The sequence below is a fragment of the Lactococcus sp. DD01 genome (genome assembly GCF_001578715.1).
GTDB classification, from domain to species: domain Bacteria; phylum Bacillota; class Bacilli; order Lactobacillales; family Streptococcaceae; genus Lactococcus; species Lactococcus petauri.
The window spans coordinates 127034-145389 of record NZ_KQ968939.1 but is presented as its reverse complement, the minus strand read 5'-3'; the positions used below and the strand labels follow the sequence as shown (position 1 = coordinate 145389).

Annotated in this window: 36 protein-coding genes and 2 pseudogenes; 6 read left to right on the top strand and 32 right to left on the bottom strand. The window is 35.2% G+C overall.

What is annotated here, in order from left to right; genetic code table 11:
• From LACDD01_RS11950 to LACDD01_RS00670, 23 genes and pseudogenes are all read right to left on the bottom strand, one after another.
• Nucleotides 1-336 (bottom strand): annotated as a pseudogene (locus tag LACDD01_RS11950) (hypothetical protein); the annotation flags it as partial.
• A gap of 2 nt (nt 337-338) precedes the next feature.
• On the bottom strand, nt 339-581 hold the full coding sequence (locus LACDD01_RS00765) for a hypothetical protein (RefSeq protein WP_061412691.1): 243 nt from the start codon (nt 579-581) through the stop codon (nt 339-341).
• The gene (locus tag LACDD01_RS00760; protein ID WP_061412689.1) at nt 574-900 is read right to left on the bottom strand and encodes a hypothetical protein; all 327 of its coding nucleotides are present in this window, start codon (nt 898-900) and stop codon (nt 574-576) included. Before LACDD01_RS00760 ends, LACDD01_RS00765 begins: the two co-directional genes overlap by 8 nt.
• A 15-nt stretch (nt 901-915) precedes the next feature.
• On the bottom strand, nt 916-1869 hold the full coding sequence (locus LACDD01_RS00755) for a site-specific integrase (RefSeq protein ID WP_061412686.1): 954 nt from the start codon (nt 1867-1869) through the stop codon (nt 916-918).
• A complete protein-coding gene (locus LACDD01_RS00750; protein WP_061412683.1) occupies nt 1862-3112 on the bottom strand; it encodes an N-6 DNA methylase in 1251 nt (416 codons plus the stop codon). Before LACDD01_RS00750 ends, LACDD01_RS00755 begins: the two co-directional genes overlap by 8 nt.
• The gene (locus LACDD01_RS00745) at nt 3078-3605 is read right to left on the bottom strand and encodes a hypothetical protein (protein ID WP_061412680.1); all 528 of its coding nucleotides are present in this window, start codon (nt 3603-3605) and stop codon (nt 3078-3080) included. Before LACDD01_RS00745 ends, LACDD01_RS00750 begins: the two co-directional genes overlap by 35 nt.
• Nucleotides 3580-3837 carry a hypothetical protein gene (locus tag LACDD01_RS00740; protein ID WP_061412677.1) on the bottom strand — a complete coding sequence of 86 codons (258 nt, stop codon included), beginning with the start codon at nt 3835-3837 and terminating at the stop codon, nt 3580-3582. The genes LACDD01_RS00745 and LACDD01_RS00740 overlap by 26 nt, the downstream gene beginning before the upstream one ends.
• Complete coding sequence (locus tag LACDD01_RS00735) at nt 3834-4025, bottom strand: hypothetical protein (protein WP_061412674.1); 192 nt, start codon at nt 4023-4025, stop codon at nt 3834-3836. The genes LACDD01_RS00740 and LACDD01_RS00735 overlap by 4 nt, the downstream gene beginning before the upstream one ends.
• Entirely contained in the window at nt 4015-4620 is a 606-nt protein-coding gene (locus LACDD01_RS00730) for a DUF1642 domain-containing protein (RefSeq protein ID WP_061412671.1), read from the bottom strand. Before LACDD01_RS00730 ends, LACDD01_RS00735 begins: the two co-directional genes overlap by 11 nt.
• Nucleotides 4607-4783 carry a hypothetical protein gene (locus tag LACDD01_RS11760; RefSeq protein WP_156468481.1) on the bottom strand — a complete coding sequence of 59 codons (177 nt, stop codon included), beginning with the start codon at nt 4781-4783 and terminating at the stop codon, nt 4607-4609. Before LACDD01_RS11760 ends, LACDD01_RS00730 begins: the two co-directional genes overlap by 14 nt.
• Nucleotides 4765-4932 carry a DUF948 domain-containing protein gene (locus tag LACDD01_RS11945; protein ID WP_197458017.1) on the bottom strand — a complete coding sequence of 56 codons (168 nt, stop codon included), beginning with the start codon at nt 4930-4932 and terminating at the stop codon, nt 4765-4767. Before LACDD01_RS11945 ends, LACDD01_RS11760 begins: the two co-directional genes overlap by 19 nt.
• A gap of 2 nt (nt 4933-4934) precedes the next feature.
• Complete coding sequence (locus LACDD01_RS00725; protein ID WP_061412668.1) at nt 4935-5135, bottom strand: hypothetical protein; 201 nt, start codon at nt 5133-5135, stop codon at nt 4935-4937.
• A gap of 20 nt (nt 5136-5155) precedes the next feature.
• Complete coding sequence (locus tag LACDD01_RS00720) at nt 5156-5365, bottom strand: hypothetical protein (protein WP_061412665.1); 210 nt, start codon at nt 5363-5365, stop codon at nt 5156-5158.
• Nucleotides 5366-5480: 115 nt separating this feature from the next.
• Nucleotides 5481-5720 (bottom strand): DUF1031 family protein, encoded by a 240-nt coding sequence (locus LACDD01_RS00715; RefSeq protein ID WP_061412662.1) that lies wholly within the window; start codon nt 5718-5720, stop codon nt 5481-5483.
• On the bottom strand, nt 5717-5968 hold the full coding sequence (locus tag LACDD01_RS00710; RefSeq protein ID WP_061412659.1) for a hypothetical protein: 252 nt from the start codon (nt 5966-5968) through the stop codon (nt 5717-5719). Before LACDD01_RS00710 ends, LACDD01_RS00715 begins: the two co-directional genes overlap by 4 nt.
• Before the next feature lie 17 nt (nt 5969-5985).
• Nucleotides 5986-6276 (bottom strand): hypothetical protein, encoded by a 291-nt coding sequence (locus LACDD01_RS00705; protein ID WP_019335524.1) that lies wholly within the window; start codon nt 6274-6276, stop codon nt 5986-5988.
• Complete coding sequence (locus tag LACDD01_RS00700; RefSeq protein WP_231863329.1) at nt 6269-7207, bottom strand: Lin1244/Lin1753 domain-containing protein; 939 nt, start codon at nt 7205-7207, stop codon at nt 6269-6271. Before LACDD01_RS00700 ends, LACDD01_RS00705 begins: the two co-directional genes overlap by 8 nt.
• Before the next feature lie 140 nt (nt 7208-7347).
• Entirely contained in the window at nt 7348-7764 is a 417-nt protein-coding gene (ssb, locus tag LACDD01_RS00695) for a single-stranded DNA-binding protein (RefSeq protein WP_061412653.1), read from the bottom strand.
• Nucleotides 7754-8377 carry a Sak single strand annealing protein gene (locus LACDD01_RS00690; protein WP_061412650.1) on the bottom strand — a complete coding sequence of 208 codons (624 nt, stop codon included), beginning with the start codon at nt 8375-8377 and terminating at the stop codon, nt 7754-7756. The genes ssb and LACDD01_RS00690 overlap by 11 nt, the downstream gene beginning before the upstream one ends.
• An 8-nt stretch (nt 8378-8385) precedes the next feature.
• A complete protein-coding gene (locus tag LACDD01_RS00685) occupies nt 8386-8784 on the bottom strand; it encodes a hypothetical protein (RefSeq protein ID WP_061412647.1) in 399 nt (132 codons plus the stop codon).
• A 19-nt stretch (nt 8785-8803) separates the two neighbouring features.
• Entirely contained in the window at nt 8804-9217 is a 414-nt protein-coding gene (locus LACDD01_RS00680) for a hypothetical protein (RefSeq protein ID WP_061412644.1), read from the bottom strand.
• Nucleotides 9218-9447: 230 nt separating this feature from the next.
• Entirely contained in the window at nt 9448-9777 is a 330-nt protein-coding gene (locus LACDD01_RS00675) for a hypothetical protein (RefSeq protein ID WP_061412641.1), read from the bottom strand.
• A gap of 37 nt (nt 9778-9814) precedes the next feature.
• A complete protein-coding gene (locus LACDD01_RS00670; RefSeq protein ID WP_061412638.1) occupies nt 9815-10015 on the bottom strand; it encodes a helix-turn-helix transcriptional regulator in 201 nt (66 codons plus the stop codon).
• A gap of 104 nt (nt 10016-10119) precedes the next feature.
• On the opposite strand from LACDD01_RS00670, the gene LACDD01_RS00665 reads away from it, so the two are divergent.
• Together LACDD01_RS00665 and LACDD01_RS00660 are read left to right on the top strand one after the other, a co-directional pair.
• On the top strand, nt 10120-10329 hold the full coding sequence (locus LACDD01_RS00665) for a helix-turn-helix domain-containing protein (protein WP_061412635.1): 210 nt from the start codon (nt 10120-10122) through the stop codon (nt 10327-10329).
• Between the two features lie 10 nt (nt 10330-10339).
• Nucleotides 10340-10747 carry a hypothetical protein gene (locus LACDD01_RS00660; RefSeq protein WP_061412632.1) on the top strand — a complete coding sequence of 136 codons (408 nt, stop codon included), beginning with the start codon at nt 10340-10342 and terminating at the stop codon, nt 10745-10747.
• Here LACDD01_RS00660 and LACDD01_RS11755 read toward each other — a convergent pair.
• From LACDD01_RS11755 to LACDD01_RS00640, 5 genes are all read right to left on the bottom strand, one after another.
• On the bottom strand, nt 10744-10887 hold the full coding sequence (locus LACDD01_RS11755; RefSeq protein ID WP_156468479.1) for a hypothetical protein: 144 nt from the start codon (nt 10885-10887) through the stop codon (nt 10744-10746). The genes LACDD01_RS00660 and LACDD01_RS11755 overlap by 4 nt on opposite strands.
• A 103-nt stretch (nt 10888-10990) precedes the next feature.
• Nucleotides 10991-11194: a hypothetical protein gene (locus LACDD01_RS00655; RefSeq protein ID WP_061412629.1), complete on the bottom strand. Its 204-nt coding sequence runs from the start codon at nt 11192-11194 to the stop codon at nt 10991-10993.
• 129 nt (nt 11195-11323) lie between these two features.
• A complete protein-coding gene (locus LACDD01_RS00650; protein WP_061412627.1) occupies nt 11324-11542 on the bottom strand; it encodes a hypothetical protein in 219 nt (72 codons plus the stop codon).
• Nucleotides 11543-11603: 61 nt separating this feature from the next.
• Nucleotides 11604-12323, bottom strand: coding sequence for a phage antirepressor KilAC domain-containing protein (locus LACDD01_RS00645; protein ID WP_061412624.1), 720 nt, complete (start codon nt 12321-12323; stop codon nt 11604-11606).
• 11 nt (nt 12324-12334) lie between these two features.
• Complete coding sequence (locus LACDD01_RS00640; RefSeq protein ID WP_061412621.1) at nt 12335-12565, bottom strand: helix-turn-helix transcriptional regulator; 231 nt, start codon at nt 12563-12565, stop codon at nt 12335-12337.
• A 185-nt stretch (nt 12566-12750) separates the two neighbouring features.
• On the opposite strand from LACDD01_RS00640, the gene LACDD01_RS12595 reads away from it, so the two are divergent.
• From LACDD01_RS12595 to LACDD01_RS00620, 4 genes are all read left to right on the top strand, one after another.
• On the top strand, nt 12751-12891 hold the full coding sequence (locus LACDD01_RS12595; RefSeq protein ID WP_061412618.1) for a zinc ribbon-containing protein: 141 nt from the start codon (nt 12751-12753) through the stop codon (nt 12889-12891).
• 331 nt (nt 12892-13222) lie between these two features.
• Complete coding sequence (locus LACDD01_RS00630; RefSeq protein ID WP_061412616.1) at nt 13223-14047, top strand: helix-turn-helix domain-containing protein; 825 nt, start codon at nt 13223-13225, stop codon at nt 14045-14047.
• Between the two features lie 23 nt (nt 14048-14070).
• Entirely contained in the window at nt 14071-14394 is a 324-nt protein-coding gene (locus LACDD01_RS00625; RefSeq protein WP_061412613.1) for a hypothetical protein, read from the top strand.
• A gap of 54 nt (nt 14395-14448) precedes the next feature.
• On the top strand, nt 14449-15888 hold the full coding sequence (locus LACDD01_RS00620) for a recombinase family protein (RefSeq protein ID WP_061412610.1): 1440 nt from the start codon (nt 14449-14451) through the stop codon (nt 15886-15888).
• Nucleotides 15889-15917: 29 nt separating this feature from the next.
• On the opposite strand, the pseudogene LACDD01_RS00615 reads toward LACDD01_RS00620, so the two are convergent.
• The 4 genes and pseudogenes from LACDD01_RS00615 to manA all read right to left on the bottom strand — a co-directional run.
• Nucleotides 15918-16511: pseudogene (locus LACDD01_RS00615) on the bottom strand (oleate hydratase); the annotation flags it as partial.
• Between the two features lie 184 nt (nt 16512-16695).
• Nucleotides 16696-16917, bottom strand: coding sequence for a hypothetical protein (locus LACDD01_RS00610; protein ID WP_061412607.1), 222 nt, complete (start codon nt 16915-16917; stop codon nt 16696-16698).
• Nucleotides 16910-17110, bottom strand: coding sequence for a hypothetical protein (locus LACDD01_RS00605; RefSeq protein WP_061412604.1), 201 nt, complete (start codon nt 17108-17110; stop codon nt 16910-16912). The genes LACDD01_RS00610 and LACDD01_RS00605 overlap by 8 nt, the downstream gene beginning before the upstream one ends.
• Before the next feature lie 264 nt (nt 17111-17374).
• Nucleotides 17375-18331 (bottom strand): mannose-6-phosphate isomerase, class I, encoded by a 957-nt coding sequence (gene manA, locus LACDD01_RS00600; RefSeq protein ID WP_019335467.1) that lies wholly within the window; start codon nt 18329-18331, stop codon nt 17375-17377.
• Nucleotides 18332-18356: the final 25 nt, after the last annotated feature.

Genomic DNA, 18356 nt, shown 5'->3' with positions numbered 1-18356 from the left:
TTCCCCTCCGATTTCTGCGAGTGCTTGCTCGGTAATATTTAAAATATCAGCATTCCAAAACACGTCATCTCCATTATTAGCCCTAGTATTTAACTTTTCCAAAGCTTTTACAGCAGTGGCAAGTTTCTTTTCAAGACCTTTTATTCTAAATACTTTATTTTCCAAAGAATTTGCTAAAGTATCCCAATTCAAACGGTCTTGTTGATTCTGCTTAAGTGTTAGAGCTTCTAAGATAAAGTACTCTTCACATTCTGGACACTCTAAAACATTATTTATTGATACAAAATCATTCCAACTTTCTGTTTCATAAAAACAGTTTGGGCATTTTACTTCCATCTTCACTCCTCCACCAATTCATCTACCGAACATCCGAGGGCTTTAGCAATATGTTCTGCAAGCCCTTTTTGCCACTTAGTAGCAACTAAAAACTGTACCCCTAATTCTGTATGCCTAATCGTTCTTTTAACAGCTCCTAAATAGCTGTCATCTAACCAATCATATAAAACTAAACACGCTAACTCATCAGCAGTCAGCCCCTTCTTCTCACGCATGATTTGCAGCTTTGTTTTTTGTTTAATCAATTTTTTCTCGCTCCATTCCATAATTTCTTGAAATTAAAGACTCAATTGAGCAGCCTCGGCTTGCATATAAATCGCAAAGGTCGCCGATAAATAAAACTCCTGTGCACTCATCCATTGGCTCAATAGCTTTCGCTAACATTGCAATAGGTTTAGAGTCATGAACTTCATTCTTTTCGTTAAATGCTGCGTTATCTGGATTATAAGGAGAATGGTATTCATCTCCTCTTTCTTTTACCCAATCAATCCCACGCTGTAGCGCAGCTTGAATTTCTTTTTCTGTCTTACCATTCATTGGTGTTGACAAGTACCATTTTTTCATACTGTCCAATCCCTCCTAAGCAATTTGCATTAATGTCGCAATCATTTTCTGATCGTCTTTTTTCTGTAATTCATCCAGGACATGGGCATAGGTTTCTTGAGTCACTCCAACATCCGCATGTCCTAATCTTGCTGAAATACTGTGAATTGAAACGCCTGCAGAAAGTAATACTGATGCATGCGTGTGTCTTAATCCATGGCAACTAATTTCTGTTATGCCTGCTTCTTTACATTTTCTCGACATGAAATTATTGATTGTCGAATTAAAGTATTTTTTATAGGACCCATTTTCCAATTTTTGAATAAAAATAGGCTCATTTGGTGGTAAATCTTGAAGTATCGGCTTAACTAAACCAATCGTTTGCCAGTCCAATGTTATTTTTCTAACTGAACCTTTTGTCTTTGTAGATTTAAAGCCACCTCGACCAGACTTATAATCCCAAGTCTTATCAATGGAGAGTTTATTTTCAGTCCAGTCAAAATCTTCTGGTGTAATGGCCAAGGCTTCCGCAAATCGGATTCCTGTCTTGGCAATGATGAATACCATCCAATCTACACCTAGCTCATTATTTAAATCAAGAGCATGCATCAACTTTTGCAATTCTTCAACTTGTAAAAACTTCTTTTTCTTGTCTATAGATGGAGCTTTACCTTTTATGACTGCTCGATAAGTTGGATCAACTTCAAGTTGTCTGTCATGGAATAAATCTTTTATACATGCTTTTACTAAGTGATGAAAATCTCCAGTTGTTGATTTCTCATGAGTTTTGGCATATTCATTAAGAATTTTTTGATATTGCGTGCGGTCAAAGTCTGATAGGAATAATTTCGGACATGTTTTTCTTAAAAATTCAGAAGCTATCCGATACTTCTTCAAAGTGATCTCTGAAATATCCCCGACTTTATATATTTCTATCCACTCGTCATAGCAATCTACAAATAATCTTTCTTTTTGTTTTTTCTTAGTCAAATAAACTCATCTGTCCTTTCTTTCCACCTCTTAGATATTCTTTTGTCGCTTCTAAACCTGGCATTAATTCCTCAGGTCCAGTGAGTTCCGCAAGCATATCAAGAAGCTTATTTTCTGATTGAGCGATTTCTTTATCAAGATTAATTAAATCATTTGCTACTTCATAGAGAGTAATGGGTTCTTCTTCCTCAAAAGTATCTACAAATCTAGGAATATTAAGGTTGAAGTCATTTTCCTTAATTTCTTCAAAACTTGCTAAGTGAGCAAATTTTTCAATCTCTTCCCGATTCTTATAGGCATCTAATATTTTTTCAATATGCTCATTTTTCATGTAATTTTGAGCTTTTTGTTTTTCGAATTCTTTTGATGCATCAATGAAATACACATCTTTAGAAGCTCTGTTTTTCTTTAAGACAATCATCACGGTTGGAATGCTTGTACCGTAGAAAATATTAGCGGGTAATCCAATAATTGAATCAATCGCCCCTTCTTCTAACAATTTTTGTCTTATTTTGCCTTCTGCTGCACCTCTAAAGAGCACACCATGTGGCAAAACGATTGCCATTGTTCCACCATTTGATAATTTTGAAAATCCATGAAGTAAGAAAGCGAAATCTGCTTTAGTTTTAGGAGCTAATCCATAATCTTCAAACCGTTCATCATTTTTTTGATTCCAACTTGCGGAAAATGGTGGATTCATCAAAACATTTGTTTTACCAGCCTTTTGAATGATTTTACTTTCAGATATTCTACTGAAACTTTCAGTTCTCTCTAGGTGATATTTTGCTTTGATTTCTCCGCTCAAACTATCTCCATGAAGTAAGGTCCCTTCAATATTTCTGATCGCTAGATTGAAAAGCAAGAATGGAATGGCTCGATCTGAAAGTTCTTCAAGTTCGAAGAAAGTTTTTTTGTTTTCATTCCAGAAATTAATGGCCATGCCACCAGTTCCTGCAGCTGCTTCAAAATATTTATCTGAATGTCCAATGATTGATGTTCCGATTTTACTGACAGAATCAGGCGTGAAATCTTGCTTCTTCTCTTTTCTGTCTGCGTGTTCCGCTTCAAAATAGCCTTGAAACCACTCGTAAGATAGATCAGATTCAATCTTTAGAAACTCTGAAAATAAATGCTCTTTCAAGTTTTCATTAAGCATTGACAACATCATTTTTTCTGGTGCTTTGTATGACTCTGTAATGCCTAAGAGTTCATTGATTTTTCCGTTTTCTATTCTTGCTGTCATTTGTAATCACCTTTTTCAAATCCTTTGTTCTTTCATTCATAGGGACATAATCGCAGTGTATTTTATTCAATCTCAAGAAATTTGCAAGGGATTTTTCGTCAATGTTTAAAAATTGAGCAATTTCTTTTCTGTAATATCCCTTGTTGGCCAAAGCAATAATTATTTCTTTATGCTTAGTAATATGCCTAACAAGAGATAATTTAAGTTGAGTTTTTCTACTTTTTACACTTTCTACTGTCCTACCTAAATTCTTAGCAAGTATTTTTGCATCATATTTTAGATAATTATCTCTGAGGTAATCATCTTCTTTTTCTGTCCAACGTCTATTTAAATATTGAACAGACCGATCTATTTTTCTTAACGCTGTAAGTCTTGCACTGACAGCGCCTGGAGTTCTCCCTAATAGTTCGGCTGCATCTTTTAGTGTTGAATCTCCACTGAACACAAAGTATTTTAGATAATCATCCTCATCTTCGGTCCACCGTTTTTTCACACTGTCCAATCCCTCCTAAAATTTCATCACGGCTCATGCTCGCGTATTTTTCTGGAATTTGTGGGTTGAGTGTAGCGCTGATTTCCTTGATTTGCTCTTTTCGCCATTCAATTCCCCATTCAGCAAGTCCTATGGCATTGTCATACGACTTATGATAATTCTTTTTATATCTGTCTAAGTTTTCCTCGAGTTGCGCTATTGCTTCAAAAAGAATACTGATTAAATGGTTCATTCTTCTTCCACCTCAATCTGCTCACAAACAACTGGAATAAATGACATTCCCAAATCTTCTTGACGTATTACTCCTTTTTTCATAAATTCAGAAGCTTCTTCTAAACTCTCAAATTCATATTCTGCGCTATTCCCCTGCATTTCCTTGTTTAGAGTTCCATACATTGCGCTATAAAATCTAAATCTCATTATTATCCTCCACAGGTACAGCAAACGCCCAATAACGTTCATCAATATCTTTAATTTCCTGTTCAGTAAAATCCTGTTTCCAATAGCCATAATTCTCATCTTCTTCCTCTACAAAATGATATCCTGCGTGATTTTCCATCAAAATCTGCCTAGTGGTGTCATCTTCCAAGAAAACCACTTCGTAGCGCTTCTCCTTGGCGACTGTGTAGCCGTTTTTCATAGCGAAAATAGTTTCGATAGGTTTATTTTCTGCATCAGCAAACCAATCTTCAATGTCACATCTAACCTTGCTTGATTTAACGCATATATCTGCGTTTATGGAAAAAATTGCAATTTCAAGCATGTGTTTATTCTCCTCATACCAATCAGCAGCAAACTGCGGAACTTCTGGAATCTCTGGCTGCTGCTTTTCGAGCTGGGATTCTAACTCTCGGATTCTATCCTCAGCCTTAAAAGCGTACTCTTTCCACTCTTTTAGCGTTTGTGCGCCTTTGGTAAACTTACTTGACAATTTTTCAAAAGATACATCACGTTTAGAAAATGGGTCAATCCCTGCATTGCTTGGTCTTTTTACTTCTTCTTCAAACTTCTTCATCATGTGTCCCCTCGAAATTTAACAATCTTTCATGGCTTTCTCGTGCTTCATAACCATAGTCGACACCAGACATATAAGCTTGTTTCATTTGCTCTGCGCTATACAACTGTTCACCGCCTAAAGTTGCCACTGGTTTAATATCTTTTAATTCTTCCAATTGCATTTCTCCAAATCTCTAATTCGTTTTCGAGCTTCATCACGCTGCCTTTTTACTTTATCTAGCTGTATAGCAACACAAGATGCACCCATGATAAAGCTCCCGATTGCTATAATAAATAGTCCAATCATTAATTCTAATTTTTGATGTTCCATGATTAAACCTCTTGATTCGCCAAAGTATGAATCACATCAATTAGGCAATTCATATAGCCTGTATTATATTCATCATGCGTACAATCATTCCAATCTGAGAAATCCTCAGTCATTTTTTGAATTAATTCCAATTTAACTGATGCTGCTAGCTCCAAATTATATTCTTTGTCATTAAGTTGACTTTTATTAATTGTTACCTTCATGCTTTCCCTACTTTCCACTGCTATAAACCATAAACATTATGGAGTGGACCTTTTGCATACAAACGTCCATTTATTTTGCTGACTCTAAAGGAATTTAGCTTTGCTCCTTTTCTGTCAAATTTACTTTTTCCAACGATAATATCGTCTTTTGAGATATCAATGACTTTCATCAAGCCATATCCAGAGAAGTTTATTTCATCTCCTCGTTTTATATACCTTTTATCAAACATTTCTGTTCTCCTATATGCCAATATCTTCCGCTCTCTCGCTTTTTAGCTTGTACAGGTATAATCTGTTGCAAACTAATTTTAAACGCGACAAACGGAAGAGATGTGGCAATTTTTACTATTCCAGAACGATAACTACTTCTTTCAAGTTGCGATCAAGAAAATCATAGAGTTGTAACCAAGTCATTTGCTGACCATTATTGAAAACTTTGCGAATGTCTTTGTAGTATTCAACAAGTTCTTGTTTGTACTTTTTACGTGCATCAATGTAAACAATTTTATAGCCGTAACCATCATACTTAGCTTTTTTGGCCATATTGTAGAGCTTCATCAGTGGTATAGGTCTGAATGATGTCATTCTTCCGAGTCCTTTTCAGAATCAATCACTTCTGCGACTCCATGAACAAATCCTGAAACAAAAGCAATTTCTGCAATTTTATCTGCAGGCAGGCCCGCTTTAAGGGGTTCTTCAATACTTTTTGCAAGACAATCGATATGTTCTTTAAGTACTTCTTCACCTTTTGAAGCGATCACATCACTGATAAGTCCTGAGAAGATTGTTTCGAGTACATCCATTGCATTTACTTTAAATTGTTTTGTAGCCATTTTATTTTTTCCCTTTTCTAATTTTTGAGTGGTGGTGCTGGAATTAACTCAAAGTGATCATTAACTCGCACCTTTTTTCCATTTTTGATTTCCATATGCCATGCAAACAAACGATTTGTTACCTCATCACGAGACAATTTCGTCAAATCACAAATAAATTTAACTGGATCTGTCCGCAAATTGTTCTTTTCCCGCAATTGTTTCCAACGTTCATAATGCTCAACAGTTACTCCAGAACACACTCGCCCCGCACGATCTAGGTAGTAATCCCTGAGTACTTCTGAAAAACTAACCATTTCTTCATCCATCGTTCAGTCCCTTCTCTCGTGCAAGGTAGTACATCTCGTTTTGGCTCATACCCGTTGTATCGATTCCCGCTCGGATTAGCTTCGCTTCGTCTGTCCAATCTGGAGCTTTCTTTCCTGCGCTAGGTTGCGATTTTATATTTACTGGCTTGGATTTTTTGCGTTCAAAAGCAACGCTCTCAGCCATTGCATCATTGAGTGTTTTGATTCCCTTTTTATCCCAAAAACTAAGTATATTCATTGCTGTACTAAAAGGCTTATTTTGCCTAACAGCTCTTTTCATAGCTTCAAGTGTGAGTTCAAAACCGTAATCTGAAAGAGAGTATTTCAAGTCGTCGTAGATAAGGCCACTCAACGTTCCAAAATTTTCTTCATAAAATTTTCGAAGCTTCTCAAAATTAGAGTACCCACTACTACTATTTTCTTTACTCTTATTTACTTTACTTTTCTTTACTTTACTTTGTTGATTATCATGTGAATTTACTGAGTTATTGTGTTCATTATCTGAGTTATTGGAGGGTTTCTTCTCCGTAAACTCGTCATTAACTAAGTAAATGTCGGAAATAACTATTTCTTTCCTTTTTTTTGCAGCTTCTCGATATCTATTTTGGATACCTTTAGAAGTGAGAATTTTATATTTTTCAAATTTATCTTTATCGAAAAATCCAACTTGCACAGCCTTATTTACTATTTCTTCAACTAGACCCTCTTTCGCCCCAACTTCGTCAGCAACTAAGAACATCGTATCTTCATCCCACCCAAAGTAATAACCAGTATCCCGGTAAATATTACCCAGCAGGCAAAGTAGTACTTCAACAGTAGCAGGCCCACAAGCTCGCTTTATTTTTCTAACTTTGATATCTTTTAAAAAATTTACATCAAGGGGGAAATAGTCAAGTCCTTGTTTAAGTGGTCTTGCCATTTTATCCTCCAAATAGGCTATATCGTATTATTCTGTCCGCTTGACTTATTCTAGTCATATCACTACCTCTCTCATAGGTTAGCGCTGGGTCTCCCTGAGTACATAGCGCCCGACTTACATGTCCTTCCTGCACAAAGCCTAGTGTCTGTTAGTTAGAATGGTAAATCGTCATCTGAGACTTCCATTGGTGAACCTGCAAAAGAATCTTTATCTTGGTTAGATTTAGTTTTCCCTTTTTCTGTTTTATTTGAGTTACTTCCTAGCATTTGAAAGTTATCAGCCAATACTTCTGTTACATAAACACGCTGGCCTTCTTTGTTCTCGTAATTTCTCACTTGGATGCCTCCAGTAATACCAACTAAAGTTCCTTTTTTTGCCCAATTTGCTAAGTTTTCAGCGGGCTGTCTCCAAATAACACAGTTGATGAAATCTGCTTCACGTTCACCTTGAGCATTTTTAAAACGGCGATTTACTGCTAAAGTAAAAGTTGCTACTGCAGTATTCTGTGGCGTATATCTTAATTCTGGATCACGAACAATACGTCCGACCAACACAACATTATTTATCATTTGTTTCTCCTTTTTTTACGTCAACATAATTTTCAATATCATTAAAGGCTTCAACCAATGGCATAGATAACCATTCTTCTTGTTCTTCAACAGTAGCCCCATAGTCATTCCCTGCGATACCTACCATTTTTTCGACAACTGCCCTTAATTTTGGTTCATCAAATTCTTTTTTTGCCTTACCAACAACATATAATTTAGGTGGAGTTAGCTCCTCTTCCTCTGGGAAGTCCTCTCCTGCATAGATGTATAATCCTAGTCCATGTCTTGCTATTGCTTTGGTTAAACCGCGTTGAATTGCTTTATTTACATCTACGCTAGTAACATTATCAACTGGAATAGACTTGTTTTTAAAATCCATAACTGGAAGATATTCAATATGCTCTAGCCCTTCCACGGTTACACCAACTTTGACCCAAGCAGTCTTACCATCTGTCCAGTAATTCACACCGTTTTCTCGTTCATAGACTTTACTTGTAGCATCTGGATATACTTTATGTAACTCTATCCATGCCCAAGCCCATGATAAATAATCTAAATTATTTTTTTTCTTTTTATTTTCGTCAACATTTACGGAGCTTAGGACTTCAAATGACGTTCTATTTTTTTCTGTCATAATATTACCTATACATCCCACTTAAGAGGAGCTTTCTTCTCTTTATATACAATAGATTGTTCAAGCTCTTGTTCGATACTTTCTCCAAACATTTTAATGAGTGCTGGTAATCCGATTGGCTCAACACAATCCCAACCATGAGCAGTTACTAAATCGAATTTTTGTTTATTGGTCATTGTTAGAGTTTTCTGTTGAGCAGGCTTTCCATAGGATAAGCGAGCGAATTGTTGTCCTTCGTCAAGACGTTTTTTCGCTTCTTTTTCCCCTTCTTTTCTCAACTTGTCTGCTAATTTTAGGGTGGCTAAAAGGTCTGTTAAATCAGCATTACTTAGTTCTTTAATCATTGATGGACGAAACTCAAGCACTTCACCAGTTTCTCTGTCCATTGGTATTAGTTGTAAACTCATTTTTTATTCCTCCGAATTTTTATCTAGTTCCGATAATTTTAAATTCACCCTTACTTATTTCGATATAAAATACATCCTGTGATTCTTGTTTCAATCTGAAAGAATAGCGACCTTTAATTCCGTTCTTAAAATTTGATAGGTATTTTTCAGATAAAATATTAACAATATTCTTAGCCGATACATTTATACTGCTGCTATTTTTAGATTTGGTGATTTTATAACTATTAATAGTTGAGGTGTTTGAAAATTTCATAGCCAGCATCCCATTTTGAATCATAAACTGAATATATTTATAACTTCCTAATTCAAATGTTTCTATAGAATACTTGTTAAATATAAGCTGATTTTTCGACATAGAAACAAGCGGTATTTGTACAAATTCTCGCCCAAATCTTTCCTTTTTGATTACTGATTCTTCATTAAAATTAAACATTCTTTATTTCCTCCAATTGTTTTGTGTTATAATTGGGGTATAATCTTACTCAAGATTTTAACCCCGTCCTTGGCTGCAACCAGGGACTTTTTATTTTGTCATATAACGCCAATAATCTAATTCATCATAGAATCGGCGTGTGAAATCTTTAGTTGATACTGTCCACAAATTTTTAGTAAAAAACTTTGTAACAATTCTTCCGTCAGTCGTAGTGAATTGATCACAGATTATCATGCCGTTTCTCCCATATTGTGTACAATTTTTGCAAGTTGAATCTTGCGTTTTCTTTCTAAAATTTCAAGTTCTAATTTTTCAATATATAAGCGATTTTGTTCATCGCTCCATTCGGACGATTCTATTAGAGCGACAGCTTCATTGAATATTGCTCTTAATTGTTCAATTGGTAAACGTTTGAAGCAATCGCTATCTACTACGATTAAGCGCCCCTCTGGATTACGCCATTGTATTCTTAGCTTAGACCATGCTGTACTGTCTAGTGCGTCATCTTGCCAGATATGGACTCTTCCGTATAGTCCTTGTTTATCTAAAATTGTAGCCATTTGTCGTTCTCCTATATGCACATTTGTGCGTTTTTTGTTATACTAAAGGAAATAGCTTGTGCACATTTTTGGCTCCTACACCAAGCGCTATCGCTATTTTTTGTGCAGTATAAATACTCGGAACTCTTGTCTCGAGTTCATAACTTTGGTAGCTTCTAACGGCAATACCAACTTTTTTTGCGACTTCTTTTTGCGTGAGTCCTTTGAACTCGCGAGCTTCTTTTAATGAGATATTCATTATTTCCTTTCTGTTATACTCGCGTACTTTCGTACGTTGTATAATGATTATAACATGTACTTTCGTACGTGTCAAGAATAAAATATTTTTGAGGTATAATTATTGTGAACAATTTTCCAGAACGCTTGAAATCATTGCGGTTAGAGGCTGGGTTAAGCCAACCAAAACTTGCTGAACAAACAGGTATTTCTCCATCAGCCGTTCAATCATACGAATTGAATCGTAGAGAAGCTAAGACAACACAATTAATAGCTCTAGCAGACTTCTTTGACGTGTCGCTAGACTATCTTGTAGGGCGTAGTGATGAGAGATAGGAGGGGAATTTTGGAACTTAAAGACATATATAAGATTGAAAAGTTTACACAAGACGAATTAGATAATGTAAACCTCCTCATCGAAAACGGATGGGCTTTACTCCAAATCGGAACTTCCGATTATAGGTATGATAGATTAGGTTATATAGCTGCTTCTGAAACTCTATTTTTTGTCGGAGCTGATAAATCAACTTTTCGAACTTTTAATTTAGAGTTGCACCGAAGAAACTTAAATATTGAATCATCTGCTCGTTCTTTAGCTCGGAGGCTAGAGAATGCTGAAAGATATCGACAAGATACAATACGAATAAATAAAATACTTAATCCCCCAGAAAAAAACCATTCTGGTAATTCATCTAGCTATGTATCTGTTGGTAATAATCATATGGAAATCAGTGATGACGACTTACCATTTTAGGTTGTTTTTTCTTTTTCCCAAACTTCTTCATTTGCTCCCAATATGAAACTCGCGTTGTTTTCTGAAATCAAAATCCATCCTCTGTCTAATAACTCATTCACTTCGTCAATAGTATTAGTTTGCTTTAGTTGCTTAATCATACTGCCTCCAATTGTTTTGTGTTATAATTGGGGGTATAATCTTACGCAAGATTTTAACCCCGTCCTTGGCTGCAACCAGGGACTTTTTTATTTTCTTTTGCCATCATGCTCTCGTTTCTTGAACGATTGACGTGAAACCATGAAATCGAGAACTTAATCGACCTTCTTCAGCAATAACTTCTTGTGATGATAATTCAATTTTTAGATTACGATTTTCATTACGTAACTTCCTATTTTCCATTATCAGCGCTTGCATTTCCATGCGTTGCTTTTTTATCCATGCAGATTGATCATTAATATATGCCATTTATATAGCCTTTCTTTGATATCTAAAAACTCCGTTGTAGCAAAGTTTTAGTACATTTTTCTTATTTGACAGCTCCCAAAGTATCTCACCAGTTTCTCGTTCTACGATTAGATACATGAATTGTCCTTTCTAGATTACCCCTCGCTCCACATAATCTTCAAAACCAATCTGCCAGTACTTTCTTGCTGTAGGCCCATTGTCTGGGTGGTCAATATTTCTTTGAGCCCAATCTTCATCGGCTATAATTGTACCGTCAGCCATTTTATGGATAAATTTGAATGTATCTCCCTTACCCATTGTTTTTACAGGCTTCGATTTTCTTTCTGGTTTGCTTTCTTTTTTGTCCATGTGGTATAATATCCTTACTTCATTAGATTGGCTCACTGTTCCCGCAGTGGGCTTTTTTGTTTTATGCGACATCTTTTAAAAATTTATTTACAAAGTAGATTTGACCTTTACCTGTTACTTTAGGAGTTTTGGTAATTCTTGTAGAGCCATCTGGATTAACGTGGATACTTTCTTTAATATTAAGTAAATCTTGCCTTACGGCTTTCTGAGTTGGCATATTCCAATCCTCGCCTTTTCGACTACCAAGCCAGCCATTTTCACGAAGGTAAGCAAACAGACGATTCTGTCCTATTTCATAGCCACTTTGACAAATGATTTTAGCTAACTGACCAACTAAAATGGAGCTTTGAGAAGTTGCTACGCTATCAGCAAAAATAGCTTTTGGCTTCATTTCAGCATTCTCAGTTTCTAGCTTCAATACCTTGCGTTCTAAGATTTGACGACTACGCATAAGAATCATTTCTTCACTATTCCATGCTTTTTCTACTTGGATAAAATAATCACGGAATTCAAATCCTTTACTTGTTCCCGCCATCATAGCAATATGCTTAGCCATTTCAACAGATAAGGCATAATCTTGAACATCCTTGACTCCGCCATACTGATTTTGCTGTGTAGTCGTAACTACGGAGCTAAAATCAATATTCTCTTTAAACATCTTAAAATTTTGAGTAACCCATAAGCTAAACCGTGTTTTTACTCCCAGTCCGTTATGTAATTCTCTTGCACTTACAACTTGCTCATTATTTGAATTTTGTGTTACTGTAATTAATTCGTTCATATTGTTCCTTTCTAACTTGCTTTATCAAGACCACCTTTCGTGGACTTTTTGTTTAAAAAAATATCATCAATCCGTTTGTTGAATTTATTAGCAACAAGAAACATCTCTGTTCCCCACCAATCATTTTCTCCAAGCTCCTTCTTACGATATGTTTCTGGTGTGACACCAATAACCTCCGCCATTTCTTTACGAGAAATATTTTTCTCAATACGAAGGGCGATTAGTTCTTTCTCTACCGCCATAACGACCCCTTTCTTTAATTTAAATATTCTGCTTTCGCAGTATGGGAAGTCGAGGAATCGAACCTCTTCGCCAGTCTTCCCTACTCACAATAATTTGTAACCAACGTCATTCTTCTGTGATATAATAAGTTTGAGTAAATATTCACTATATATTTACTTAATATTTATAGAGAGGAGAAATCACCATGGCTTACACTACTGGAGAAAAACCTGGTAAAGGAACATACCGTTGTACTGCATGCGGCCAAAGCATTGTGCTTGACGATACCACTGATACTTTACCACCATGCCCTCGTTGTTCTGGAACTTCCTTTACTAAAGGTTAAAGTTTCATCTAGAACCCTTCGGGGTTCTTTTTTTATATGCTAATTTCACGTTTGAACACGCAAATACATTTACCTAAAATATTTACTTGTATCCATGAAACAGCTTTGCGGTTCCCTTTTTCGTCACGATACTTAGTGATATAATGTTTAATCATTTAATATATACTCCTTTCCGCCCCACTGGGGCTTTTTATTTGTCAAACAGTGCTTTGTGCTGCACTGTTTTAACTTTATGAATTCATTATAATCCACTTTTCGTGGATTGTCAAGAAAAAACGTGGTTTTTGTAAAAAAGTTTGCAAAACGTGGTTTTTTCCTTTATAATTAGACTATGGAAATTGAACAAATTAACCAATATGTTGGAGCTAAGATAAAAGAATATCGAAAGTCTAACGGTCTCAAACAAGAAGAGTTAGCAAAAAAAATTGGAGTAGGAAAAACTACAATATCCAATTATGAAGTTGGATTACGTTCTCCTAAAAAGCCACAAATGATTAAACTATCAGAAGTATTTGGTGTGGCAATTGATGACTTTTTTCCGAAAACAAATTTTTCAGAAGATGTAATCCCTACTTCTTCTCTTATAGAAAAAACAATAGAAAACATGAAAAAACTTGCCGAAGAACGGCAAGAAAATGTATTGAAGTTTTCTAAAATGCAGCTTGATGAACAAAAAGCAAAAGAACGTCGCAGAATTAAAATAGAAGTTATCAAACCTAAAGAAGAAAATAAACCTCTTGAACTCCACCCTGTTAAAGTTAAGGAACATATTTCACTTGCTGCAGGTCTTGGATTCAGCTATGACGAAACAGGGGAATATGCTACTTACTATACTGACCGTACTGACTTAAGATGCTTTGATGAAGGATTTCCTGTTGATGGAGATTCTATGGAACCAGCAATACATGATAATGATATAGCATTAGTAAAATACAACTATAGTAAAATAGATGGAGATATTTATGCGTTTGATTATGACGGTAAGAGTTATATCAAATATCTTTACTTCTATGATGATCGAATCGTTGTTAAGTCGGAAAATGCCAAAAAATATCCAGAATGGGAAATCAACTTTGAAGAACTTGCCTATGACGGATACACTCATTTTAAAATTGTTGGCGAAGTAGTTGATTGGTTTACACCAGAAATAGTCTAATTAATACTGGAAGGATGATTAATATGGATTTCGAAGAGTTTAAAAAATATGTAGAAGAAAATTGCAACGCAAAAAGTAATTTCTTTGAAAAGATGACTGTTTATATGAGACGTATGGTTGAATCTGAGGATAATAAGATTTATTTAACTGAGTCTCAAATCGAGACTGAAGTTAAAAAGAATTGGAATGCTTCTCTCCAAAATATGTATAACAAAGTCGATAAAAAAGTGACAACTAAAAAAACTGACGCTCATCCAGTGAAAGTTGAAAAATGGCTTACTCAAATGAGTGAACTTGAGGTCTTAGATAACTTTGCTGAAAGTATTGATAATATAGAATTTGACTAAATAAAAATACCGCCAAATCCAACAGGACGGCGGTTTTAATATAAGGAGGATAATATGATAAAGAACGTAGCAATTTATGCTCGAGTAAGTACCACAAATCAAGCTGAGGAAGGTTACTCCGTAGACCAACAAATAGATAAGCTAACAAAATATGCAGAATTAAACGACTGGAAAATTTCAAAAATTTATAAGGATGCTGGTTTCTCTGGAGCTAAACTCCAAAGACCAGGAATGCAGCAACTCATTAATGACATTCGAGAAAAGAAATTTGAAGCAGTACTCGTCTATAAACTTGATAGACTTTCTCGAAGTGTAAGAGATACTTTGTACCTCACGAAAGATGTTTTTACAAAAAACAATATTGCCTTTGTATCCCTTAATGAAAATATAGATACTTCTTCTGCTATGGGAAGTTTATTCTTAACAATTCTCTCAGCAATCAATGAATTTGAAAGAGAAAACATTAAAGAACGTATGACAATGGGGAAATTGGGTAGAATAAAATCTGGTAAGACATCCGCATGGTCTAACGTTCCTTTCGGATACAAATATATTGACGGAGAGCTAGTACAAGATGAGATTCAAGCACCAATAGTTCGTAACATTTTCGAGTCTTATCTATCTGGTCAATCACTCTCTAAAATAAAAAGAATTCTAAATGAAGAAGGGCATATCGGTAAAGATAAACAATGGAGCTTTAGTAGAGTAAGACAAGTACTAGAAAATGTAATCCATGCAGGATACAATAATTTTAAGGGAGAAATCTACAAAGGTAATCACAAAGAAATTGTCAGTTATGAAATGTGGCAAGAGGTACAAGACGAACTTCAAAAAAGGCAAAAAATGTCTTATTCAAAATATAATAACCCTCGTCCATTCCAATCAAAATATCTCTTGTCTGGACTTGTACGCTGTGGCTACTGCAATTCTACTTTAGAGCTTAGATTTGGTCAAACCCGAAAAGATAATACTAGAATGAGACGTTATCAATGCAAGAGCACTATTGGAAAACTAAAACAAGATGATCGTTGCCCTGCCCTTACCTATGACTTAGAGGAATTAGAAAATAATATTTTACAAAAAATCGAGGATTATAAAGCAGCGCCAAGTACGTTGTCTCCTCTATCCTCAAATAATAATGGAGGAAATAAAGACTATCAAACAAAGATAATAAATGATAAAATTTCAGCAATCGATAAAAAATTAAGTAGACTTGTTGATTTATACCTTGATGGTACAATTTCATCAGATATTTTGGATACAAAAAAAGCTACTTTAGAAAGTGAGCGCTCTACTTATATTAATAAATTAAATTCCTTGAAAGATAATGCTACCAAAGAAAGTAAAATGGATAGATTCACAAATTTAATTGGAGATACAGGACTGAGTCTTTTTGATATGAGTTATGAAAAGAAAAAAGAAATAACACGTTCATTGATTAAAGAAATTACTTTAAAGGGGGATGAAATTAAGGTAGAATGGGACTTTTTATAATTCTCCAAAAAATAATATTAAGTATTAGTCATTTCAATCGCTGAGTGCCATTTTTCAAAAGCAAACATTGAGCACCAGTAAAGCCAAAAGTTTGATTCAAAAAATTCTTCACTGAAAACATCTTCAATTTTTTTGCCTACCAAACTTTCTTCCTGTGCCATGAAAAGCTTCACGATTTCATCTTGAGCTTGTCGACTTAAGGTAAATTGTCCATCATCAGCAACACGTTCACCACGATTCGCAATAATACGACAATTAGAAGAGTTAGGATCATCCTTATCTAAATAGTAAAATTCATCTAAAACTGAAGCATTTTCAACTTCCAGACTTGGAATAGAATGAAAAAGATCCCAAAGACACTCAAAATGGTTTTCCATTTCACGACCTCCACGAATCACAAAGCCATCATGTGGAATAAACGAACCGTCTAAAGAGCCGCCGGAAAGAGAAAGTTCTTCTAAAATATGAATACGACTCCCTGGGACTTGGCCATCTCTGATCAGAAAGACAGCCGCAGCCAGTCCTGCAAGACCTGCTCCGACAATATAGGCAGACTTCTTGTCAGCCTCTTGTGGTTTTCTTGGTCGAACAAAAGCTTCATAATTTCCGTTTGTATAACGCATATTCAATCCCTCTTTTCTAATTGTTCTTATAATTTGATTATATTCTTAAAAGAGAGCGATTTCAAATTTCTTCTGGCTCTTTTGGACAAGTCTATATTTTTTGAGTAAAAAAGAAACTCAAACAAAAACCAGCTCCTTATCTTGATATCACTTGCTTCATTTCACCTTGTATATTACCTTTTTACTAAAATCTTTTCTGTGTTTTCTCTTTATTTTTTGCACGATGTAATGCTCTAAGTTTTTGTCTCTTTTTAGCATGATAGATTGCCAAAGCATGTATGAGAATAGAGACAAAGAAGAGAAGAAAAATCTCTCTAAGTGTTATCCATTCAGAAAATAAAAGCAAGACAGAGAAATTCACCACAAATATAAAGACGTAATAAGCACGCTCTTTATTTTTATTCATAAGCTCTATGGGATAGATACTGTTCGAGAAAGAGATACTCGTGGAAGGTGAACTCCAACGCTTCTGAATCTGGTTCTTGCTCTACATTCACATTACTCGCTTGAAACATACCAACGGCTGATGGCATTGATGCCGATAATAAAGTTAAACCTGAGATACTCATAATTATAACTTTTTTCAATTTCTTCTCCATAAGATTTTCCTTTTCTTAATCTAACGCTGAAGCACTTCATCCAGCACACTTTACTTGCAGTTTCCTTTTTAAAGTTTTACTCTCCTTTCATCAAAGGCCTTTTTATTTGATTAATAAAAGGTTAACAAGATCATCTTAAGTCAAACTGAATTTTATATACTATTCTATTAATTTAATGAGCCGTTTTTGGCTCACTTTATTTGAAGACCAAACCAATAAATTTTAAAACAAAAAAAACACCTTAAGAAGGTGCTTTTTTTATGCTTAATGTGCTACTGGATTGCTAGCAATAATTTCCATATTACCTGAAAGTTGCCATTGCTCAATCCCTGTAGGGAGGATGAAGTGGTCGCCTTTCGATAATGCATACGTTTTATCAGCCACCGTAAGTTGTCCTTTTCCTTCAAGAATAGACACGAGCATATAGTCTGCTGTAGCTTCAAAGTCTTGTGTACCGTGAATTGACCATTTATAAACGTCAAAGAACTCTGATTTTACCAAAGTTGTTAAGTCTGCATTTTCTTCTTTAACAACTTGGACTTTATTTTCTGGTGTTTGATCCCCTGGTATGTGAAGCACATCAATTGATTGTTGTATGTGTAATTCACGAAGATTGCCTTGGTCATCCTTACGATCGAAATCATATACACGGTAAGTTGTGTCGCTTGATTGTTGCGTTTCCAGAATAACAATGCCCGCACCAATTGCATGCATTGTTCCTGCAGGTACATGGAAGAAATCACCTGCTTTGACTTTAACTTTGCGTAGTAAGTGATCCCAGTCTCCCGAATTAATCATTTCTGCAAGTTCTTCACGTGATTTTGCATTATGTCCATAAATAATCTCAGAACCTTCTTCTGCTGAAATGATATACCAACATTCTGTTTTACCAAGCTCGCCTTCATGCTTCATACCGTATTCATCATTTGGATGAACTTGCACTGAAAGCCAGTCATTGGCGTCCAAAATTTTTGTTAAGAGAGGAAATACTTCTTCCTTCGTATTGCCGAAAAGCTCACGGTGTTGGTCAAATACCTTGTCTAATTTTTGTCCAGCGAATTTTCCATTTTTAATTGTTGAAACACCATGTGGATGAGCTGAAATTGCCCAGTATTCACCGATTTTATCAGATGGTAATTCATAGCCAAAAGATTTAAGGTGATCACCACCCCAGAGTTTTTCTTGCAATACGGAATCTAAAAATAATGGTTCTATTGACATTTTTTCTCCTCATTTGTTTAATAAT

What these genes read in the sequence shown, in the direction of transcription:
- LACDD01_RS00760 (WP_061412689.1), bottom strand. Translation starts at nt 900, where the DNA reads ATGAAAAAATGGTACTTGTCAACACCAATGAATGGTAAGACAGAAAAA.
- LACDD01_RS00750 (WP_061412683.1), bottom strand. Translation starts at nt 3,112, where the DNA reads ATGACAGCAAGAATAGAAAACGGAAAAATCAATGAACTCTTAGGCATT.
- LACDD01_RS00740 (WP_061412677.1), bottom strand. Translation starts at nt 3,837, where the DNA reads ATGAACCATTTAATCAGTATTCTTTTTGAAGCAATAGCGCAACTCGAG.
- LACDD01_RS00735 (WP_061412674.1), bottom strand. Translation starts at nt 4,025, where the DNA reads ATGAGATTTAGATTTTATAGCGCAATGTATGGAACTCTAAACAAGGAA.
- LACDD01_RS00730 (WP_061412671.1), bottom strand. Translation starts at nt 4,620, where the DNA reads ATGAAGAAGTTTGAAGAAGAAGTAAAAAGACCAAGCAATGCAGGGATT.
- LACDD01_RS11760 (WP_156468481.1), bottom strand. Translation starts at nt 4,783, where the DNA reads ATGCAATTGGAAGAATTAAAAGATATTAAACCAGTGGCAACTTTAGGC.
- LACDD01_RS11945 (WP_197458017.1), bottom strand. Translation starts at nt 4,932, where the DNA reads ATGGAACATCAAAAATTAGAATTAATGATTGGACTATTTATTATAGCA.
- LACDD01_RS00725 (WP_061412668.1), bottom strand. Translation starts at nt 5,135, where the DNA reads ATGAAGGTAACAATTAATAAAAGTCAACTTAATGACAAAGAATATAAT.
- LACDD01_RS00720 (WP_061412665.1), bottom strand. Translation starts at nt 5,365, where the DNA reads ATGTTTGATAAAAGGTATATAAAACGAGGAGATGAAATAAACTTCTCT.
- LACDD01_RS00715 (WP_061412662.1), bottom strand. Translation starts at nt 5,720, where the DNA reads ATGACATCATTCAGACCTATACCACTGATGAAGCTCTACAATATGGCC.
- LACDD01_RS00710 (WP_061412659.1), bottom strand. Translation starts at nt 5,968, where the DNA reads ATGGCTACAAAACAATTTAAAGTAAATGCAATGGATGTACTCGAAACA.
- LACDD01_RS00705 (WP_019335524.1), bottom strand. Translation starts at nt 6,276, where the DNA reads ATGGATGAAGAAATGGTTAGTTTTTCAGAAGTACTCAGGGATTACTAC.
- ssb (WP_061412653.1), bottom strand. Translation starts at nt 7,764, where the DNA reads ATGATAAATAATGTTGTGTTGGTCGGACGTATTGTTCGTGATCCAGAA.
- LACDD01_RS00690 (WP_061412650.1), bottom strand. Translation starts at nt 8,377, where the DNA reads ATGACAGAAAAAAATAGAACGTCATTTGAAGTCCTAAGCTCCGTAAAT.
- LACDD01_RS00685 (WP_061412647.1), bottom strand. Translation starts at nt 8,784, where the DNA reads ATGAGTTTACAACTAATACCAATGGACAGAGAAACTGGTGAAGTGCTT.
- LACDD01_RS00680 (WP_061412644.1), bottom strand. Translation starts at nt 9,217, where the DNA reads ATGTTTAATTTTAATGAAGAATCAGTAATCAAAAAGGAAAGATTTGGG.
- LACDD01_RS00675 (WP_061412641.1), bottom strand. Translation starts at nt 9,777, where the DNA reads ATGGCTACAATTTTAGATAAACAAGGACTATACGGAAGAGTCCATATC.
- LACDD01_RS00670 (WP_061412638.1), bottom strand. Translation starts at nt 10,015, where the DNA reads ATGAATATCTCATTAAAAGAAGCTCGCGAGTTCAAAGGACTCACGCAA.
- LACDD01_RS11755 (WP_156468479.1), bottom strand. Translation starts at nt 10,887, where the DNA reads ATGATTAAGCAACTAAAGCAAACTAATACTATTGACGAAGTGAATGAG.
- LACDD01_RS00655 (WP_061412629.1), bottom strand. Translation starts at nt 11,194, where the DNA reads ATGGCATATATTAATGATCAATCTGCATGGATAAAAAAGCAACGCATG.
- LACDD01_RS00650 (WP_061412627.1), bottom strand. Translation starts at nt 11,542, where the DNA reads ATGGACAAAAAAGAAAGCAAACCAGAAAGAAAATCGAAGCCTGTAAAA.
- LACDD01_RS00645 (WP_061412624.1), bottom strand. Translation starts at nt 12,323, where the DNA reads ATGAACGAATTAATTACAGTAACACAAAATTCAAATAATGAGCAAGTT.
- LACDD01_RS00640 (WP_061412621.1), bottom strand. Translation starts at nt 12,565, where the DNA reads ATGGCGGTAGAGAAAGAACTAATCGCCCTTCGTATTGAGAAAAATATT.
- LACDD01_RS12595 (WP_061412618.1), top strand. Translation starts at nt 12,751, where the DNA reads ATGGCTTACACTACTGGAGAAAAACCTGGTAAAGGAACATACCGTTGT.
- LACDD01_RS00630 (WP_061412616.1), top strand. Translation starts at nt 13,223, where the DNA reads ATGGAAATTGAACAAATTAACCAATATGTTGGAGCTAAGATAAAAGAA.
- LACDD01_RS00625 (WP_061412613.1), top strand. Translation starts at nt 14,071, where the DNA reads ATGGATTTCGAAGAGTTTAAAAAATATGTAGAAGAAAATTGCAACGCA.
- LACDD01_RS00620 (WP_061412610.1), top strand. Translation starts at nt 14,449, where the DNA reads ATGATAAAGAACGTAGCAATTTATGCTCGAGTAAGTACCACAAATCAA.
- LACDD01_RS00610 (WP_061412607.1), bottom strand. Translation starts at nt 16,917, where the DNA reads ATGAATAAAAATAAAGAGCGTGCTTATTACGTCTTTATATTTGTGGTG.
- LACDD01_RS00605 (WP_061412604.1), bottom strand. Translation starts at nt 17,110, where the DNA reads ATGGAGAAGAAATTGAAAAAAGTTATAATTATGAGTATCTCAGGTTTA.
- manA (WP_019335467.1), bottom strand. Translation starts at nt 18,331, where the DNA reads ATGTCAATAGAACCATTATTTTTAGATTCCGTATTGCAAGAAAAACTC.